The organism is uncultured Brachybacterium sp., assembly GCF_947500705.1.
In the GTDB taxonomy this organism is placed as follows: Bacteria; Actinomycetota; Actinomycetes; order Actinomycetales; family Dermabacteraceae; genus Brachybacterium.
Genome location: NZ_CANMSY010000010.1, coordinates 1 through 17128, shown reverse-complemented (window position 1 = coordinate 17128; position 17128 = coordinate 1). Strand labels below are relative to the sequence as shown.

15 protein-coding genes and 2 pseudogenes are annotated in these 17128 nt (G+C 66.8%); 10 read left to right on the top strand and 7 right to left on the bottom strand.

Annotation, left to right across the window (positions count from 1 at the left end; translation table 11 throughout):
• The first annotated feature begins 247 nt into the window (after positions 1-247).
• Both Q0937_RS14780 and Q0937_RS14775 read left to right on the top strand, forming a co-directional pair.
• The gene (locus Q0937_RS14780; RefSeq protein ID WP_299305469.1) at positions 248-976 is read left to right on the top strand and encodes a response regulator transcription factor; all 729 of its coding nucleotides are present in this window, start codon (positions 248-250) and stop codon (positions 974-976) included.
• A 41-nt stretch (positions 977-1017) separates the two neighbouring features.
• Positions 1018-2514, top strand: a complete 1497-nt coding sequence (locus tag Q0937_RS14775; RefSeq protein WP_299305147.1) for a cell wall metabolism sensor histidine kinase WalK — start codon at positions 1018-1020, stop codon at positions 2512-2514.
• Between the two features lie 195 nt (positions 2515-2709).
• On the opposite strand, the gene Q0937_RS14770 is transcribed toward Q0937_RS14775, so the two are convergent.
• The 3 genes from Q0937_RS14770 to Q0937_RS14760 all read right to left on the bottom strand — a co-directional run bounded on the left by Q0937_RS14770 (position 2710) and on the right by Q0937_RS14760 (position 5758).
• Positions 2710-4179 carry a carbohydrate-binding domain-containing protein gene (locus tag Q0937_RS14770; protein WP_299305144.1) on the bottom strand — a complete coding sequence of 490 codons (1470 nt, stop codon included), beginning with the start codon at positions 4177-4179 and terminating at the stop codon, positions 2710-2712.
• Positions 4180-4256: 77 nt separating this feature from the next.
• Complete coding sequence (locus Q0937_RS14765; protein ID WP_299305142.1) at positions 4257-5057, bottom strand: polyphosphate polymerase domain-containing protein; 801 nt, start codon at positions 5055-5057, stop codon at positions 4257-4259.
• Positions 5054-5758 carry a DUF4956 domain-containing protein gene (locus Q0937_RS14760; RefSeq protein WP_299305139.1) on the bottom strand — a complete coding sequence of 235 codons (705 nt, stop codon included), beginning with the start codon at positions 5756-5758 and terminating at the stop codon, positions 5054-5056. Before Q0937_RS14760 ends, Q0937_RS14765 begins: the two co-directional genes overlap by 4 nt.
• Before the next feature lie 188 nt (positions 5759-5946).
• Here Q0937_RS14760 and Q0937_RS14755 point away from each other — a divergent pair, with 188 nt between their 5' ends.
• A complete protein-coding gene (locus Q0937_RS14755) occupies positions 5947-6960 on the top strand; it encodes a phosphodiester glycosidase family protein (protein ID WP_299305136.1) in 1014 nt (337 codons plus the stop codon).
• A 5-nt stretch (positions 6961-6965) separates the two neighbouring features.
• Positions 6966-8096 carry a bifunctional glycosyltransferase family 2/GtrA family protein gene (locus Q0937_RS14750; protein WP_299305133.1) on the top strand — a complete coding sequence of 377 codons (1131 nt, stop codon included), beginning with the start codon at positions 6966-6968 and terminating at the stop codon, positions 8094-8096.
• Between the two features lie 681 nt (positions 8097-8777).
• On the opposite strand, the gene Q0937_RS18040 is transcribed toward Q0937_RS14750, so the two are convergent.
• Both Q0937_RS18040 and Q0937_RS14745 read right to left on the bottom strand, forming a co-directional pair.
• Positions 8778-9014 carry a DUF2180 family protein gene (locus tag Q0937_RS18040; RefSeq protein WP_363323240.1) on the bottom strand — a complete coding sequence of 79 codons (237 nt, stop codon included), beginning with the start codon at positions 9012-9014 and terminating at the stop codon, positions 8778-8780.
• A gap of 183 nt (positions 9015-9197) precedes the next feature.
• Positions 9198-10211: pseudogene (locus tag Q0937_RS14745) on the bottom strand (IS1380 family transposase); the annotation flags it as partial.
• A 65-nt stretch (positions 10212-10276) separates the two neighbouring features.
• Here Q0937_RS14745 and Q0937_RS14740 point away from each other — a divergent pair.
• Positions 10277-11311, top strand: a complete 1035-nt coding sequence (locus Q0937_RS14740; protein ID WP_299305130.1) for an IS30 family transposase — start codon at positions 10277-10279, stop codon at positions 11309-11311.
• A 69-nt stretch (positions 11312-11380) separates the two neighbouring features.
• On the opposite strand, the pseudogene Q0937_RS14735 reads toward Q0937_RS14740, so the two are convergent.
• Positions 11381-11698 (bottom strand): annotated as a pseudogene (locus tag Q0937_RS14735) (transposase); the annotation flags it as partial.
• A 359-nt stretch (positions 11699-12057) separates the two neighbouring features.
• Between Q0937_RS14735 and Q0937_RS14730 the strand changes: the two are divergent.
• From Q0937_RS14730 to Q0937_RS14710, 5 genes are all read left to right on the top strand, one after another.
• Positions 12058-13017, top strand: coding sequence for a PstS family phosphate ABC transporter substrate-binding protein (locus Q0937_RS14730; RefSeq protein ID WP_299305127.1), 960 nt, complete (start codon positions 12058-12060; stop codon positions 13015-13017).
• Between the two features lie 155 nt (positions 13018-13172).
• Positions 13173-13991, top strand: coding sequence for a phosphate ABC transporter permease subunit PstC (gene pstC, locus Q0937_RS14725; RefSeq protein WP_299305124.1), 819 nt, complete (start codon positions 13173-13175; stop codon positions 13989-13991).
• Complete coding sequence (gene pstA, locus Q0937_RS14720; RefSeq protein WP_299305122.1) at positions 13991-14908, top strand: phosphate ABC transporter permease PstA; 918 nt, start codon at positions 13991-13993, stop codon at positions 14906-14908. The genes pstC and pstA overlap by 1 nt, the downstream gene beginning before the upstream one ends.
• A 24-nt stretch (positions 14909-14932) precedes the next feature.
• Entirely contained in the window at positions 14933-15826 is an 894-nt protein-coding gene (pstB, locus tag Q0937_RS14715) for a phosphate ABC transporter ATP-binding protein PstB (RefSeq protein ID WP_299305119.1), read from the top strand.
• 3 nt (positions 15827-15829) lie between these two features.
• Complete coding sequence (locus tag Q0937_RS14710; RefSeq protein ID WP_299305117.1) at positions 15830-16606, top strand: winged helix family transcriptional regulator; 777 nt, start codon at positions 15830-15832, stop codon at positions 16604-16606.
• Here Q0937_RS14710 and Q0937_RS14705 read toward each other — a convergent pair.
• Positions 16593-17042, bottom strand: a complete 450-nt coding sequence (locus tag Q0937_RS14705) for an arsenate reductase ArsC (RefSeq protein WP_299305116.1) — start codon at positions 17040-17042, stop codon at positions 16593-16595. The genes Q0937_RS14710 and Q0937_RS14705 overlap by 14 nt on opposite strands.
• Between the last annotated feature and the right edge of the window lie 86 nt (positions 17043-17128).

The following is a 17128-nucleotide window of genomic DNA, read 5'->3' as shown; positions in this document are numbered from 1 at the left end:
TTCTCCCTGGTCTGGATGACGGCCGGTGCCGGAAGCGGTCCGGCCGGTCCCGGCGACCGCTCTGGGCCGGTGGGGACCAGAAGAACGGTAGGGCTGGGGTCTATGGCGCTTCTCGGTGCTTTCTATGAGTTCGCTATGAGAGCGGCGGGGCTATCGCTCGCTCACGAATAGCGCGGTAGCTTCTCCATATCGGTGAGTGTCTGCCAGTCGACACGACACGCCTTGGAGGACGGATGAGATGAGCACCATGACACCTGGCAGTCGGCCCCCGATGATGACTCGCCCCGACGGGTCGCCCGTGCGCGCCGTCGTCGCGGACGACGAGGTCTACCTCAGTGACCTGCTGCGTATGGCTCTGCGACATGAGGGATGGGAAGTCTGGACCGCTGCGAACGGGCAGGAGGCCCTCACCGCGATCCGGGAGTCGGAGCCTGACGTCATCGTGCTGGACGTGATGATGCCCGGCATCGATGGGATGGAGGTCCTCACCCGTCTCCGTGCCGCTCACGTCGACACGCCCGTCTTGTTCCTCACCGCGAAGGACGCCGTGGAGGACCGCATCGCCGGGATCTCCGCCGGCGGCGACGACTACGTCACCAAGCCCTTCATCCTCGAGGAGGTCATCGCCCGGTTGCGCGGTATGGTCCGCCGCCACGTCGCGACAGCAGCGCAAAGCGAGACTCGTCTCGTCGTCGGTGACCTCATCCTTGATGAGGAAGCCTACGAGGTCACGCGTGCCGGCATTTCGCTCTCGCTGACCGCGAAGGAGTTCGAGCTGCTTCGCTACCTCATGCGGAACCCGCGGCGCGTGCTCTCCAAGGGGCAGATCCTGGATCGGGTGTGGAGCTACGACTTCGGCGGGAAGTCGAGCGTCGTCGAGCTGTACATCTCCTACCTGCGCAAGAAGGTCGACACCGTCGGCGAGCCGATGATCCACACCGTCCGCGGCGTCGGCTACACGATCCGGCCTGCATGAGGGGCCGTTCGCTCTCGCTCCGCCGGCGCCTTGTGATCGGTGTGAGCGTCCTCGTCGCGGTCGCGTTCCTGATCATGGGGACAACGACGCTGCTCGCGGTCCGTGCCTCGGCCCTGCAACGTCTCGACGAGGAGGTTCTCGTCGGCCTCGATCTGGTCGTCCATCCCCGCGGCGGCCCCCGACCCGAAGATGCCAGCGACTCACCGGACGACACGCAGGAGTCCCCGGCGGGAGCGGTCTCGGAGGGCGGGCCGGCCCCGCGGATCGGCGCGCTCACTCTCGTCCTCGATGCCCAGGGTGCCGTGGTCGAGGCATCGGTGATCGGTGACGACGGGACCGCCTCCGTCCTCACCGACGCGCAGATCGCCGAGCTCACCGCTGACAGCCTGCCTGAACGCCGGCCCGTCAGCGTCGACCTCGAGGGTGAGCTGGGGCGTTTCCGCGTCGCCGTGGAACGCGGCGCGGATGGCACGGTGGTCTCCGGTCGCTCCCTGGCCGACGTCACGGAGAGCACCCGCACCACCGCTGCGATTCTCGGCGGTGTCATGGGCGGAGTGCTGCTGTTGCTGGTCGGAGGTCTGATCCTCGTGATCACGCAGAGCCTGCGCCCGCTGCGACGTCTCGCCCACACCGCTCAGCGGGTCTCCGAGCGGGAGCTGGCCAGCGGTGAGGTCGTCCTGCCGGACCGGGTTGACACCGTCGACACGGACCCCGCCACCGAGGTCGGCCAGGTGGGCGGGGCTCTGAACTCCCTGCTCGACCACATCGAGGATGCACTGACCAAGCGGCAGGCAGCGGAGGACCGGCTGCGACGCTTCGTCGCCGATGCCAGTCACGAGCTGCGCACGCCCTTGGCCTCGATCCAGGGGTATGCCCAGCTGTCCCAGGCCGAGGGGGCGCCCATGACCCAGACACAGCAGCGTTCCTTCACTCGCATCTCCTCCGAAGCGGTGCGCATGACCTCTCTGGTCGAGAATCTTCTTCTGCTCGCCCGGCTCGATGCCGGTCAGCCCCTGCGACAGGAGCCCGTCGACCTCGCCGTGCTGCTGATCGACGCCATCAGCGACGCCCATGCCGCGGCACCTGACCACCGGTGGGTGCTCGAGGTCGAAGAACCTGTCGAGGTGACCGGGGACGAGGACCGGCTGCGCCAGGTCCTGACGAACCTCCTCGGCAACGCCCGTGCGCACACGCCCGCAGGATCGACCGTCACCGCGTCGCTCGACAAGAATGTCGACGGGGGATCCGCGATCGTCCGGGTGGCCGATGATGGTCCCGGCATCCCCGAGGGACTGCGCGAGCGACTCTTCGAACGCTTCACCCGCGGAGACGAATCCCGCTCCCGCGCCCGCGTTGATGCCCCGGAGAGCGGTGAGGAGCTCGCGGACGAGGCCGACGGGGGAGGCGGTGCCGGGCTCGGCCTCGCCATCTCCCACGCGATCATCACCGCACACGGCGGACGCATCGACGTGCAGAGCACCCCGGGGCAGACGACGACATTCGCTGTTCACTTGCCGCTCGCCCCTCCCTCGCCCTGACGGCCTCGACCAACGGCCACTGAGCACAGCGTCACCGCACCGCTGCGCGAGAGCGCGTTGTTGACGGGGTGGAGCAGGCCTCTGTCAGCCGGCACGGCGACCTTCCCTCCCGTCGGGTCTCGGAAAGCGCCGCGTGCAGCCCCGTCAAGCCCGGCTCGCCCCGGAAGGGGCCACTGCGGGACGACGTCGCAGCGATCAGGTCGCCGTGGAGTCCGAGGTGGACCCGGTGGAAGAGCTGGAGTCCGGCTGCTGCCGGTCGGGAGGCGTGCCCATCTGCCCGCCTCCCGGGCCTGCACCCATCTCGGAGGCGAGGTCGTCGGCCGAGGTGATCTCGGTGCCGTTCGCGGTGAGGGTCACACCGTCGAAGGTGACCTCGCCGTTGGAGTCGACGGGGGAGTCGCCACCGTTGTCCGCGCTCGTGATCGTGATGGTGCCGCCGGTCAGCGAGGTGGAGCCGTTGGAGTCGAGACCGTCGACGTCGGCCTCGATGGTGACGGTTCCACCCGAGATCGACAGCCATGAGCCATCATCCTCCTCACCGCCGCCTCCCGGGCCCTGCTGGCGGGCGTCCGTGGTTTCGGCGGTCGCCTCCTCTGCGGTGGCGGCCTCCTCCGCAGTGGTCGCAGCGGTGGCATTGATCCCGTCGTCAGAAGCCGTGATGTCGACGGTGCCGCCACCGATCATGACGTTCGCGGCCTCGAGGCCCTCGGTCGACTTCTCGATAGTGAACGTGCCGTCGATCATCTCGATGGCCTGCTCGGCGTCGATGCCATCGTCTCCCGCATCGATGGTGAACGTGCCTGCAGTGATCAGAACCCAGCCGCGGTCCTCGTCCTCGTAGTTGTCGGACTTGATCGCATCACCGCCGCTGGTGATGTCGAAGGTCCCGCCGGTGATGTCCACGTAGTCCTTGCCGCGGAGCGCGTCGTCAGCCGCGGTCACCGTGAGGTCGCCACCCGCAATGACCAGGCCGTCGTTGCTCGAGATGCCGTCGTTCATGGTGCCGATGACGCTGAGCGCACCGGAGCCGGCGATCGTGAGATCGGAGGCTGAGGCGATCGCGGCGACCGGCGTCACGTCGTCGGCGACCTCGTAGTCCGAGCCGTCCTGGACCGTGTTCGAGGAGCCCTCTTCCAGGTACAGCATGGTCTCGTCGGCGCTGGTCACGGAGAGGGCCGGGCCGGTGCTGCTCGTGATCGAGGCGTTGTCGAGGATGATCGTGACGGTCTGGTCATCCGGGGCTGCGACGACGAGCCGGCCGTCGGTGAGTGATCCCGAGACCCGGTAGACGCCGGCCTGAGTGATGGTGATCGTGGAGTCGTCGACCGTGACGTCATCGGAGTCCGAGGAGGACCCCTCGTCGGCCAGGGTGATGCTCTGCTCCTCGGCCACCTCCCAGGTCAGATCGTCCTCGTCGAAGTGAGTATCCAGCGAGGTCAGGTCGAGGCTCGAGAGCATCGGGCTGCTTGCCGTGGACGTGGTGCTGCTCGTCGTCGTCGAGGCCGCGCTGCTCGACTGGGAGGCGGTGATCGCAGTCTCTGGGCCACAGGCGGCCAGGGCGAGGGCCGCGGCGCCGACCGCGACGGCGGCCATAGTGCGGCGGATGCCACCCCGGGTGCGTCCGGGGTGCCGGGTGGGATCGGTGGGGGTGCGGTGGGTGCTCATGATGATGGGTTCCTCTCACGGCCAGGGCCGAGCGGGTGTTTAGCGGGTGATTGGTGGGTTCTGTGGTGGGCAGCGGGTCAGAGTGCCGTGCGCAAGGCCTGCAGGGTGCGATGCCAGCGGTGGTGGGGCAGGCGCGGATCCAGCAGGACCAGGCCCGTCGCGTACTTCGACAGGCGCACGGGACGGTGCCCGTCGGCCCACAGCAGACGGTCTGCGGTGCACGGGCGGGTGCCGGCCTTGGTCTCGAGGACCACGAGCCCGTTCAGTGCTCGCGAGGTCGAGGGGAGCTCGGCGGCATGACGCCTGCTGTCGACGGGACGATTCGTTCCCGGGATCGACCACAGGAGGCCGGCATCGATCGTCAGCCGACTGTCCTCGTCGTCGATCAGCAGGGTGCTGCGGTCATAGCGGGTGGTCAGGACGGGGGTGAGCGGCATCGTCGGGACAGGGATACCCGCCGACTCGAGCGTGTGTGCCACGAAGGCGACAGATACCTCGTCCATGGGGCCGTCGGCCGCACCTGGTGAGAGTGGGATGCGTTGCTTGGACGACTCGCCGCGCCCGGTCGGGGTCTTCACCTCGAGAAATGCCGTGCCGGTGTCGAGGTACTCACGGCTGCGCACTTTCGCGCGGCGTCGGCGTGCGGTCGCGGCGGCCTGGAAGGCCGAGAGGTCGGCGGTGTCGTAGTAGGTGGAGCGGTACTGGAATGTGTGGCATCCGGAGATGGTCAGCACCCGCACTCGGTCCGCCAGTCCGTCGAGCAGACGGTGGGCGGTGGCGCGCGGGACCAGGTACTTGCGGTCCACCCGGGTCATGCGGCCGGCGCGCTCGGAGATCTCCTCGAGTCCGACGGCGGGCAGCGCGCTGAGGGCGGTCATCGGGACACCGCCGCGATCCCGGCGTCGGCCCCGCGGCTCGCGGTGCTCGAGGCGACCGCGCTCGCACCGTCCGGGGCGATGCGGTGCTCGCCCGGGGTGCGGAAACGCTCCTCGCCACTCACCGCGCTGAGCATCGGGGTCGTGGCGCGGGCTGCGCTGCGGGGGACGCGGAAGCGGACGTCCACGGTGGTGGTGTCGCTGACCGTGTCCAGACGCTGGACGATCAGTGCCGTGATCTGCGCTGTGAGCATCCGCTCGAGATGGGTGCGGAGCTCCTGCTCGTCGGCGATCGCACGGTCCACGACGACCAGCTGGCGGCGGTGACGACTCAGCAGGGCGGGATGGTCCACGACCACCATGGTCACGACGATCAGCGCCATGAACCCGGCCGCCACTGCGGTAGGCGTGACCGAGAGCCCGCCCACGAGACCCAGGGCGAGGAAGGCGAAGTAGTAGGCGATCTCGTGCTGGGCGAGTTCGTCGGAACGCAGTCGGATGATCGAGAGCACGCCGAACAGGCCCAATCCGATCCCGGCGCTCACGGCCGAGGTGGACAGAAGGGCGGACACGGCGAGCACGCCGACGTTGATTCCCAGAAAGGCGACGACGAGGTCACGACGATGATGGCGTGGCCAGTAGATGCCGAATGTCAGGACCGCGGCGGCGGCGAGATCCAGGGCGTACAGGGCGATGACGGACATAGGGTTGCTCCTCGATGTGTGATGTGACATCGAGGTTCCCGGGCGTACCTATGGAACTGCTATGTCTGCCCTGTGGCAGATGTATGTCCCGACGCGCCGGCCGTCACCCCGTAGCCCTGCCGGTTCACATAGTCGCCCCATAGCCATGCCAATGCTCAAGCACAGCTCGAGCCCGGACTCTTCCAAGCATGAGCACTCAGAGCGCCCCCACTGGAGACCCTGCTTCGCCAGGGGAGCCGTCCCCCGGACCCACCCCGCCCGAAGGACCCGGCGAGCGGTTCATCCGTCGACGAGTTCTGCTGGGCACCGGCGCTGCGCTGCTCGCTGGTAGCGGAGTCTCCGCCACCTGGGCCTATGACCGCTTCCTCCGAGAGAAGGTGCAGGTCTCTGACGTCTCCGCGGCCGAGTCCACCGCCGGCGCGGCCACCACGGCCGTCCTCGCCACCGATGGAAGCTACTCCAGTACGGGGTACACCTCCTCGACCACCACCCTCACCCTCATCTCGACCGCGACGGGCACTGGCTCAGAGGCTCTTGCCTGGTACGCCGCCGTCGTCGAGATCACCGATGCCACCGTGCTGCGCGCCGCCTTCGCCCAGGACGAGGTCGGGCAGAACATCACCGAGGAGCCGAGCGTGATCGCTGGCCGCCACGACGCCGTGCTGGCGATCAACGGCGACTACTACGGCTTCCGCGACAACGGCATCGTGATCCGCAACGGCGTGATCTACCGCGACGAGCCCGCCCGCGACGGCCTGGTCTTCTATCGCGACGGCCGCATCGAGGTCTACGACGAGACCAGCACCAATGCCGAGGAGCTCCTGGACGACGGTGCCTGGAACACCCTCAGCTTCGGCCCGGCCGTGCTCGTGGACGGCTCCGTGCCCACCGGAATCGAGGGCGTCGAGATCGACACCAACGTCGGCAACCACTCCATCCAGGGCGAGCAACCGCGCACCGCGATCGGTGTGATCGGGGACGACCATCTGGTCCTGCTCGTCGTCGACGGCCGCTCCGAAGGCTACTCCCGCGGTGTTGGGCTCACCGAACTCGGGGAGATCCTCGCAGATCTGGGCTGCACCACCGGCTACAACCTCGATGGCGGCGGCTCGAGCGTGATGATCTTCGACGGCGAGATCATCACCCAGCCCTCGAACCGCGGGGAGCGCGCAACCTCCGACATCCTTTACGTGGCCGGTTGAACGCGATGGCCACCATCCACCCCCGGGGAGTCACCACCACCTCCTCCGCCTCCGTGCTCGACGCCCCCCACGCGTCCGTCGGGTCCTCACGCGCCGTCGTGCTGATCCCGGCGCTCGAACCCGGTCACGAGCTCGTGACCCTGGTCGCCGGTCTGGTCGACCGTGACATCGACGTGCTCGTCGTCGACGACGGCTCCGGCCCCCGCTACGGTGCCGTCTTCGACCGCTGTCGGCATCGGGGCGCCGACGTGATGCACCTCGAGGACAACGAGGGCAAGGGAGGCGCGCTGCGCGCCGGTCTCCTCCGCGTGCGCCACACCCACCCCGGCTGCGGCGTCGTCACGGCCGACGCCGACGGCCAGCACACGCCCGCGGACATCGGCCAGGTCCGCGACGTACTGGACGGCACCGCCGCGGAGGACGGCGCCCGCCACACACCGGATCACGAGATCGTGCTCGGCGTACGCAGCTTCGACCACGACGTCCCGCTCCGCTCGCGCCTGGGAAACCTGGCGAGCTCGTGGGTTCTTCGCCTCGCTGCCGGTACCACGCTCAGAGACACCCAGACCGGTCTGCGCGGGGTGCCCTCGGAGCTCCTGGCCTGGGCCACGGAGATCCCCGGCGACCGGTACGAGTACGAGTACGCGATGCTCGTACGGGCAGGACGCGAGAACATCAGGATGCGCCAGGTGCCGATCGCCACCGTGTACCTCGATCAGAACGCCGCCAGTCACTTCCGGCCTGTGCGGGACTCCCTGCGCGTGCTCGCGCCGGTACTCGCGTTCTCGGTCTCGGGTCTGCTCGCCTTCGCCGTCGACACCGCGGTGTTCTTGGTGCTGGCCAAGCTCGGGTCCCCGCTGTGGCTGGCGCTCAGTGCGGCCAGAGCGCTCAGTGCCTCCGGGAATTTTCTTCTGAACAGGGCGTTCGTGTTCACCGGGGCCCGCTCGTCACACCTGATGCTGGCGGCCGTGCGCTACGCGGTCCTGGCCATCATGACCCTCGCGGCAGGAGTCTTGCTCATGGAGGCTCTGGATGATCGCGGGATGCCCCTGCTGGCGGCGAAAACGGTGACCGACCTGGTGCTGTTCGTCGTGAGCTACTCAGTTCAGCGTTTCGTGGTGTTTCGCAGCCGGTGATCCGCCTGCACGGCCGGCGGCGCAGCGCGCAGCGCCCGTGCAATCGCGCCCCCGGATACAGCGACGAGCGGACGGTGCCAGCGACGGGTCCTCGGCGCCGCTCATGGGTGACCGTCCCGCGATGGAAGGGATGGGATCCCGCTAGTGCACATGATCAACGTTATGCGCACTGGCTGCGCCCCCGTCCCCGCACATCACCATGCCGGGTGACCCGACCGGGGCGCTGAGGATCTGCAAGGAGGGGCACCCCGACTCCTGGAGCGACCTCGTGAACGTCAGATCCGTCCGCCGCCCCATCCAGGCAGCGATCTCCATGTGCATAGTGCTGGACTGAATAGCGCGATCCTCAACGAAGTGATCTTCACTGACTCTGCTTGCTGCTCCGTCCTGGACTCTCTCCATCGACCCGACGGGGTTCAGCAATGTGCGGAAGATTCACGCTGGTATTCGATCTGAGAATCATGAACAGGCATGACTGTGGACCGGGAATGCTTAGCGTCGATGCCGCACTGGGGCTGAATCCGCCACCTGGCGGCCGGGACCGGTAGCCACGATGGCGTCACCCGCCCGCAGGGAGCGGTGTGGTCCGACTCAGTGGCCGTCGCCGAGCTGACCGGAGAGGCGTTCCAGGCGCTGGAGGCTGGCGCCGTCGAGGCCGATGATGCGGGCCTCCGGCGGTGGTCAGCAGGTTGCTAGAGCATCCGCGTCTTGATCGACTCGGGAGCGGTGACTGCACATGTTGCAGCAGATTCGTCGCGTGTTCGAAAGTTGCGATGGAGCGCCAGGCCCGTTTGATCGCGTCTCTTTCTGCTCGCACACGGAAGCGTGCTCTGTGCACAGGGCCGCCCCGCAGTGGACACATACCGCGACCGCGGGCTCAACCCCAGGTCTCGACTTCGAGTGCTCCCAGCAGTTCATTTCCACAACCCCTTAGCCTCGATCTTTCACGGTGCTGCTGAGCGGCGGTGTCCGGCGGCGTTGCCGGTGTACGTGCGTTGATTCTGGCATGAGGGTGTGACGCTCCGCCGCGTGTCGGTCGCGGTGGTCGGGGTGTCCAGTTCCAGAGATCCTCAAGGAGTGCGGTCAACGACGGGCCGGAAGCTATCCGGCCGGGTCGGGAAGCTGGGCGAGGCGGGCGTGGCCTGCCAGGACGATCCCGGCCCAGAGTGACCGGTCCGAGAGATGCAGGACCCGCTGCCGGGCATGCCGAGCGATAGCCGCGGGGATCTGGAACAAGCGGTGGCGCACGCGTTTGGGCTCCCACCGCCGAGCGGGCTGGTCGGCGTAGCCGAGCAGCCCCATCCAGGCGGTGATCTCGCTGGCCAACGCCACGATCTGGCACCAGATCCGGTTCTGCGCAAAGGAGGTCAGGGGCAGGTTCCGCAGGCCCATGTCCTTCGCGACCCGGATCCGATCCTCGCAACGAGCACGCCGACGATGTCGAACCTCGAGGTCCGCGAGCTGACCCTTCATGGTGTTCGTCGCGAACGCGGTGAGCCGGTATCCCTCGACATCATCGAACCGCAGCTGCGCCCCAGGATGGGGTCGCTCGCGACGGACGATGACGCGCATCCCCTCCGGCCAGTCTTCGTCGAGATCGAGCAGTCCGGTCAGTTCAGCAACGTCCGCACCTTCCCGGACCTCGCCGTCGGAGTTGTAGGCAGGCTCCCACACGTCCTTCGGGATCAAGCGGAACAGCTCCGGTGTGTTCGCGGGCAGGGTGAACCCGACCGAGTACGAGACCCGCCGCTTTACCAGCTCCTGCAACGTCTTCTTCGTGCCACCGGCACCATCGATCCGGACCAGCACCTTCCGCCCCGGCCGCGAACCCATCCCCACCTGAGCCAGCGCATCGGCGATCACTCTCTTGTGGTCCGCTGCGGTGTTCGAACCGGCGTTACCGGGGCGCAGGAGGCAGGTCAGCATCTCCCCGCTCCCGCCGGTGCCGTGGTCGACGAACGCCAGCAGCGGATGGAATCCGAAGCCCTTCTTGAACGTGGGCCGTGCGAACTCCTTCTCGCTGTGAGACGTCACCAGTGATGCGTCCAGGTCGATGACCAGTGGATTCTTCGCCGTTGCGTTCGCATTGGGGGCGTGGTTCCCGGCCAGGGCCCAGGATGGTGTCATAGCGTCGTAGCAACACTCCCGGTCGGTGGGGGCTCGAGGCGAGGAGGCCTGGGATGGTGCGGCGGCGGCTCACGTTCACGGAGCGGATGGAGATCTCGACGGGATCGAAGGCCGGGTGGGGAATCCGTCGAATCGCTTCTCACCTGGATAGATGCCCGTCAGTGGTCTCCAGAGAGATGCGACGGAACTCGACGAAAACCCGTGGCTATCAAGCCGTGACCGCTGACGTGAAAGCGCAGCGTCAGCGCTCGCGCCCACAGGTCAGGAAAGTGGCGAAGGATCCGGTGCTCGAGGCCCGAGTGAACGCCGACCTCGCGGCGTCGTGGACGCCGAACGAGATCGCGGGCCGCTTGCGTCTGGAGGCCGCAGACCCGACCGTTGAACGCATGGCGAACTCTCCCGACGCTCAGGGCCGCACCGTCAGCGGAGAAGCGATCTACCAGTACATCTACGCGATCCCCCGCGGAGAACTCGCGGGGCGCGGGATCTTCCTGCAGTCCAAACGGACCAAGCGCCGGCCCCGCACCACCGGCCGGACCCGGGGCGGACCGATCGTGGGGATGGTCCCGATCGCGGAACGAGGCGAGGACGCAGCGAAGCGGCGGGTGCCGGGACACTGGGAGGGCGACCTGATCATCGGGAAGAACGGGACCTCGTGCGCCGCGACCCTGGTAGAGCGGATGAGCGGATTCACCGGCCTGCTCGCCCTGCCCTCCAAACAAGCCGAGGGCACCGCGGACGCGGTCATCGACTACTTCACCGAGCTGCCCAGGATGATGCAGGCCTCGCTGGCCTGGGACCAGGGCACCGAGATGGCGCAACACGCGAAGGTCACCCTGGCCACAGACATGCCCGTCTACTTCGCCGACCCCCACTCCCCGTGGCAGCGACCGTCCAACGAGAACACCAACCGGCTCTACCGGGAGTACCTCCCCAAGGGCACCGCGATCCCCGACCACCAGCCCTACCTCACCACCATCGCCGAAGAGATCAACAACCGACCCCGACGCCGACTCGGCTTCCTGACCCCGACAGAATCCTTCGCCCGACTACTTGCCGGCGAACCCCATGTTGCTTCCACGCTTTGACACCACCCAGGCGTTCTTGCGGGCTTTCCGGCGGGCCGTGCTGATCGCGTTCTCGACCGTGTCGACGTCGGCCGCGAGGGCGGTGAGCAGGCGGGAGATCGTTGGGTCTGAGGCCACGGGCCCATACACATCTGGTTCCGCCCGCAGCGTCGCGACGTCAGCCAGGCAATCCCCGCCGACCGCGAGCATGAGCGCAAGATCGGTGAGGATCTTCCCCGGATCATGCCGCGAGAACTGCTTCCTCCACGGCGCCAGCGCTCTGGACAGCTCGTTAGCCAGGCCCGTCGCCCGCAGCGTCTGCGTCAGCAGGATCCCGCCGGCTTGACCGACGGCGGGCACCGGCGCGACATCAACACGAGGACGTGGATACAACCCGGTAGTATTCACCCTGAAGGTGCTCCTTGGACTGCAATGAACTGGACTCTAGACAAGCCCTATTCTTCCAGCTCAGGAGCACCTTCACCCATTACGACCCGCCCCTCGGACACCTCAACGATGAAAGCCCGAGGTTAGATCGACAGTGATCAATGTGTCACGGTACTCTGCTGTCCGTCAAGGGTGTCTTGGGCTCGAAGCGATGTGGGTGTGGCGGATGGATGCTCTCTCGGGCCCGGACCGGCTTGTGATGAAGATGTCACGCCAGATGGGCCCTCCGTTCACCTACAGTTCATATAGATGCGGCTCTATATGTAGAGTTGTCGGTGACTCACCCGGGGTCGCCGCGCATCCACTCTTGGGAGACTCGCATGTTCGCTGTTCCTCGTCGAGCACTGCTCGGTGCTGCTAGCGCTGGAATGATCCTCGTCCTTGCCGCGTGCGGCGGTCAGCAGGCCTCCGAGACCGGTGAAGGGGGGCTTTCCGGTGATGTCGTGATCGATGGTTCCTCGACGGTCGAGCCGCTCAGCTCGGCAGCAGCCACGCTCTACCGGGATGTCGAGCCGGGCGTGAACGTCACGGTCGCGACGTCCGGCACCGGGGGAGGTTTCCAGCGGTTCTGCGCGGGCGAGACCGACATCTCCGATGCCTCTCGTCCCATTTCGGACGAGGAGGCAGCCGCCTGCGCAGAAGCCGGGGTGGAGTACACCGAGATCGTCATCGCCAACGACGGGCTGTCGGTGGTTGTGAACCCGGAGAATGACTGGCTGGAGTGCGTGACCACTGAGCAGCTCGCGACCATCTGGGGCCCGGAGTCGGAGGGGACTGTGACGTCGTGGCAGGACGTCGACCCGTCGTTCCCTGATGAGCCGCTGGCTTTGTACGGCGCCGGCACCGACTCGGGCACGTTCGACTACTTCACCGAGGCCATCAACGGCGAAGAGGGCGCGATCCGCACGGACTACTCACCGTCCGAGGACGACAACCTCACGGTGCAGGGCGTTGCCGGAAGCAAGGGCGGCATTGGATTCTTCGGACTGTCCTACGCCGAGGAGAACGCCGAGGCGGTCAAGCTCGTGCCGGTCGACAGTGGCGAGGGCTGCATCACGCCGTCCACGGAGACCGTCCAGGACGGGTCTTACTCGCCCCTGGGCCGTCCCCTGTACATCTACGTCAACAACGCGAAGTACACCGAGAACGCGGCCCTGCAGAACTTCGTGGACTACTACCTCGAGAACCAGGCGCCGATCGCCGAGGAAGCCCTGTTCATCCCCCTGACCGATGAGCAGCAGACCACTGCCCAGGAGTCACTGGAGTCCCTGGCGGGCTGATGATGACCGATACACGCACCCCCGCGGCAGGCTCACCTCTTCGGTCGAGCCTGCCGCCGGGCGACCCCCGGGCCCGTTCGATCACCCGCGGGAAGCCTCATCACGGCGAACGGGTCGTCAAGGTAGCACTGCGGCTGAGTGCCTGGCTGTCGATCGTGATCACCCTCGGAATCGCGATCTCGCTCCTGGTTCCTGCGCTGGAGTTCTTCGCTGAGGTACCGGTCACCGAGTTCCTCTTCGGTACCCGATGGGCGCCGACCTTCGCGGATGCGACCTTCGGGGTGCTGCCGCTGGTGACCGCGACGGCGTGGACCACGCTGATCGCTCTGGCGGTTGCCGTCCCGTTCGGGCTCGGCGCCGCGATCTACCTCGCCGAGTATGCCCGACCACGAGTACGGAAGATCATCAAGCCCGTGCTCGAAGTGCTGGCAGGGATTCCCACCGTCGTCTTCGGCTTCTTCGCGATCAACTTCGTCACCCCCAATGTCCTCCAGAGCCTGCTCGGGCTGAACGTCTCGACGTTCTCTGTCCTCGCGGCGGGCATGGTCATGGGCGTGATGATCATCCCGACCATCGCCTCGCTGTCCGAGGACGCCATGACCGCAGTCCCGCAGGCGATGCGTCAGGGATCGGCTGCGCTGGCAGCCAATCGGATGCAGACCAGTCTGCGCGTCGTGTTCCCAGCCGCGCTGTCCGGAATCATCGCCGCCATCGTTCTGGGTATCTCCCGCGCCATCGGAGAAACGATGATCGTCGCGATAGCCGCCGGGTCCAGAGCCCAGATGGTCACCGACCCGACGATGGAGGGCTCGACCATGACCGGCTTCATCGCCCGCGCAGCACTGGGCGACTCGCGCGTGGGATCCCTGGAATACAACACCCTGTTCGCTGTGGGACTCCTCCTGTTCGTGCTGACCATGATCGTCAACATGATCAGCGTTCAGATCGTCCGCCGATTCCGCCAGGAGTACTGATGACATCCACCGTCGCGGCGGCGCGCAAGGGCGCCTCCAGAACGCTCACGTCGACCGGCGGTGTCCGCTCGATGTGGGGGAAACTGCGTTCTCTCGGATTCCTGGTGTTCCTGTGGATCAGTCTGCTGGTCGCCCTGATCACTCTGGTCGTGCTGATCCTCGACACCATCCGCACCGGAGCCACCCGCCTCGATACGCGGCTTTTCACGGAGTATCCCTCCTCACGGCCAGCTGAAGCCGGGGCGAGGCCAGCGATCATCGGATCGGCCTGGGTCATCGGCGCCACCGCGGCCCTCGCGATTCCCTTGGGTGTCGCAGCCGCCGTGCATCTCGAGGAGTTTGCCAATCGACACAGCAAGGTCAACCGATACGTCGAGGTGCTCGTGCAAAACCTCGCCGCGATCCCGTCCATCATCTACGGCATGCTCGCCCTGAGCACCCTGGCACTGATGGGCGTGTCCAACAAGAACATCGTCATCGGTGGCGCACTGGCCCTTGCCCTGCTGATCCTTCCGGTCATCATCATCTCCACCCGCGAAGCATTGCGCGCGGTACCCCGGGAGATGCGCCAGGGATCCCTCGCCCTGGGAGCGACAGACGTGCAGACGGTCTGGCGCACGACGCTGCCGGCCGCCATCCCGGGGATCGCCACCGGCACGATCCTCGCACTGTCCCGGGCACTCGGAGAGGCCGCCCCGCTGCTCCTGCTCGGGGGGCTGGTCTTCATCTCGTTCGATCCCAATGGGCTGCTCAGCGGGTTCACCACCATGCCGATCCAGATCTTCGGCTGGACAGGAAACCCCCAGGCCGAGTTCCACGAGCTCGCTGCCGCTGCCTCGATCGTGCTGCTGGTCATCCTGCTGGCGATGAACGGACTCGCCATCGCTATCCGCAACCGCTACCAGCGTCGCTGGTGACCCAATCTCTCTGGAGCTGAACTGATGACAACTCATCCACACGCCGCCGCGATTTCCGTCCCCTCCCCGGCACGGTCGGCCACGCCCTTGAGCACCCGGCCGGAGATTCGGACCCACACCGAGGTGCCCGATGTGCCGGACCCGGTCATCGAATGCGAGGACCTCAGCGTCTACTACGGGGACTTCAAAGCGGTGACGGACGTGTCCCTGGCGTTTGGCCACAACGAGATCACGGCGCTCATCGGACCCTCGGGCTGCGGGAAGTCGACGCTGCTGCGGTGCCTGAACCGGATGAACGATCTGGTCGACTCCGCCCGTGTCGAAGGATCAGTGCGCTACTGGGGACAGGACATGTACGCCCCCGATGCGGATGCGATCGAGGTCCGACGACGAATCGGCATGGTCTACCAAAAGCCCAATCCGTTCCCGAAGTCGATCTACGACAATATCGCCTACGGCCCGCGTGTGACGGGCATGAAAGTCGACTCGATGGACGACCACGTCGAGCAGGCACTACGGGACGCGGCACTGTGGGACGAGGTCAAGGACAAGCTGAAGCAGAACGCGTACGGGCTCTCCGGAGGCCAGCAGCAGCGGCTCTGCATCGCTCGCACGATCGCGGTCTCACCGGACGTGATCTTGATGGACGAACCATGCTCGGCACTGGATCCGGTGGCGACGTTGCGCATCGAGGAGCTCATGCTGCAGCTGCGCGCGGACTACACGATCGTGATCGTCACCCACAACATGCAGCAGGCAGCCCGCGTCGCGGATCGCACAGCATTCTTCACCGCCGGGGTCAATGAGATCACGGGTGATCGGACGGGAGTTCTGGTCGAGTACGACAAGACCTCCAGAATTTTCGGGAATCCCGCAAACTCCCGCACCGAGGACTACATCAGCGGCCGGTTCGGATGACCCATGTCGACTTCTTCTATCAGCCGCAGCGCTGAGGCGCGACGACCCCTGCCTTGGAGCGCGGAAGCAGCCCACGACGGCGGAGAGCGCACCATCTCGTTCTTTGACCCCGGCCTGGATGCCGCCGCGCCGCTAATCGGGGAACTGCGGGGCCTCGGAGTCGGCGTCAGCGTGCACCACGATGCCTTCAACGCCATAGTCGAGGTGGCCACCCGGCCCCCCTCCCTGCTCGTGATCAGCTCGTCGGCATGGGGTGCACAGGCAGTCCGGCTCATCGACGTCGCGCGGGAGAGGTTCGAGCTGCCCGTCGCGCTGGCGATGGCACGAACAGATGACCCGCAGGACTTCGCCACCGCAATTGTCGCGGGGCTCAGCCCGCTGCTCGAGCGCCCCTACCGCCTGGATCCCCTACTCACAGCGCTGCGGCACATCACCAACCGTCACCAAGCCGATGCGCTCTTCCAGGTCGGCGACCTCAGCCTGGATGCGACTGCGCTCAGCGCCCACTATAGAGGGCGCCGTATAGAGCTCAGCACCAACGAGTTCGCCGCCATGTGGCTGTTGGCGCAGCGTTGCGGACGCGGCCTGACCCCCCTCGAGCTCAGTGCTGTGGTGTGGCCTGATCGCGGTACCACGCTCGCCTCCACCCGCACTCTGATCCGACGCCTGCGCGTGCGCCTTGCTGAGGCCGGCGTCCCCGTATCGGTCAGTACCGTGCGAGGGATCGGCTACCGGCTTGACGGATGCGGAGTCGAGGGCTGTGAAATCAGCTCGGGGTGACGAGTGTTCTCAGGAGGTCCCGTACGCGCTGTTCAAGGTGATCGATGATCTCATCGATCTCAGGGTCGCTGAGACTGGCGGGATCGGGCACATCCCAATCCAGGTACTGGCGACCAGGCAGGATCGGACAGGCGTCACCGCAGCCCATCGTCACGATGACGTCCGAAGCGCGCACGATCTCGTCCGTCAGCGGCTTGGGGAACTCGCGGAGCAACGGCAGGTCCCGGCGGCGAAGAGCCTCCGCGACCCGGTGATTGATGCGTGGCGCTGGGGTGGAGCCCGCGGTTCTCACCCGGACGGCGGCACCGCCGAACGTGCGGGCGAGGGCCGCCGCGATCTGTGAGCGCCCGGAGTTGTGGACGCATACGAACAGGATCTCGACCTGCGCGCGGTGTCGCAGGCCTTCAGCCTGAGCTAGCGCGGTCAGGCGATCCATGGCGAACTGGGTCAAGTCCCCGGAAGTGGTGTAGCGATCCTTCGGCGATAGGGATCAGGCTGTCAGCGCGGGAAGTGCATCGGTGC

Excerpts from the sequence above, each read along its gene's own strand:
- Q0937_RS14780 (WP_299305469.1), top strand. The coding sequence starts at position 248 with ATGACACCTGGCAGTCGGCCCCCGATGATGACTCGCCCCGACGGGTCG.
- Q0937_RS14770 (WP_299305144.1), bottom strand. The coding sequence starts at position 4,179 with ATGAGCACCCACCGCACCCCCACCGATCCCACCCGGCACCCCGGACGC.
- Q0937_RS14765 (WP_299305142.1), bottom strand. The coding sequence starts at position 5,057 with ATGACCGCCCTCAGCGCGCTGCCCGCCGTCGGACTCGAGGAGATCTCC.
- Q0937_RS14760 (WP_299305139.1), bottom strand. The coding sequence starts at position 5,758 with ATGTCCGTCATCGCCCTGTACGCCCTGGATCTCGCCGCCGCCGCGGTC.
- Q0937_RS14755 (WP_299305136.1), top strand. The coding sequence starts at position 5,947 with ATGAGCACTCAGAGCGCCCCCACTGGAGACCCTGCTTCGCCAGGGGAG.
- Q0937_RS14750 (WP_299305133.1), top strand. The coding sequence starts at position 6,966 with ATGGCCACCATCCACCCCCGGGGAGTCACCACCACCTCCTCCGCCTCC.
- Q0937_RS18040 (WP_363323240.1), bottom strand. The coding sequence starts at position 9,014 with ATGAACTGCTGGGAGCACTCGAAGTCGAGACCTGGGGTTGAGCCCGCG.
- Q0937_RS14740 (WP_299305130.1), top strand. The coding sequence starts at position 10,277 with ATGGTGCGGCGGCGGCTCACGTTCACGGAGCGGATGGAGATCTCGACG.
- Q0937_RS14730 (WP_299305127.1), top strand. The coding sequence starts at position 12,058 with ATGTTCGCTGTTCCTCGTCGAGCACTGCTCGGTGCTGCTAGCGCTGGA.
- pstA (WP_299305122.1), top strand. The coding sequence starts at position 13,991 with ATGACATCCACCGTCGCGGCGGCGCGCAAGGGCGCCTCCAGAACGCTC.
- pstB (WP_299305119.1), top strand. The coding sequence starts at position 14,933 with ATGACAACTCATCCACACGCCGCCGCGATTTCCGTCCCCTCCCCGGCA.
- Q0937_RS14710 (WP_299305117.1), top strand. The coding sequence starts at position 15,830 with ATGTCGACTTCTTCTATCAGCCGCAGCGCTGAGGCGCGACGACCCCTG.
- Q0937_RS14705 (WP_299305116.1), bottom strand. The coding sequence starts at position 17,042 with ATGGATCGCCTGACCGCGCTAGCTCAGGCTGAAGGCCTGCGACACCGC.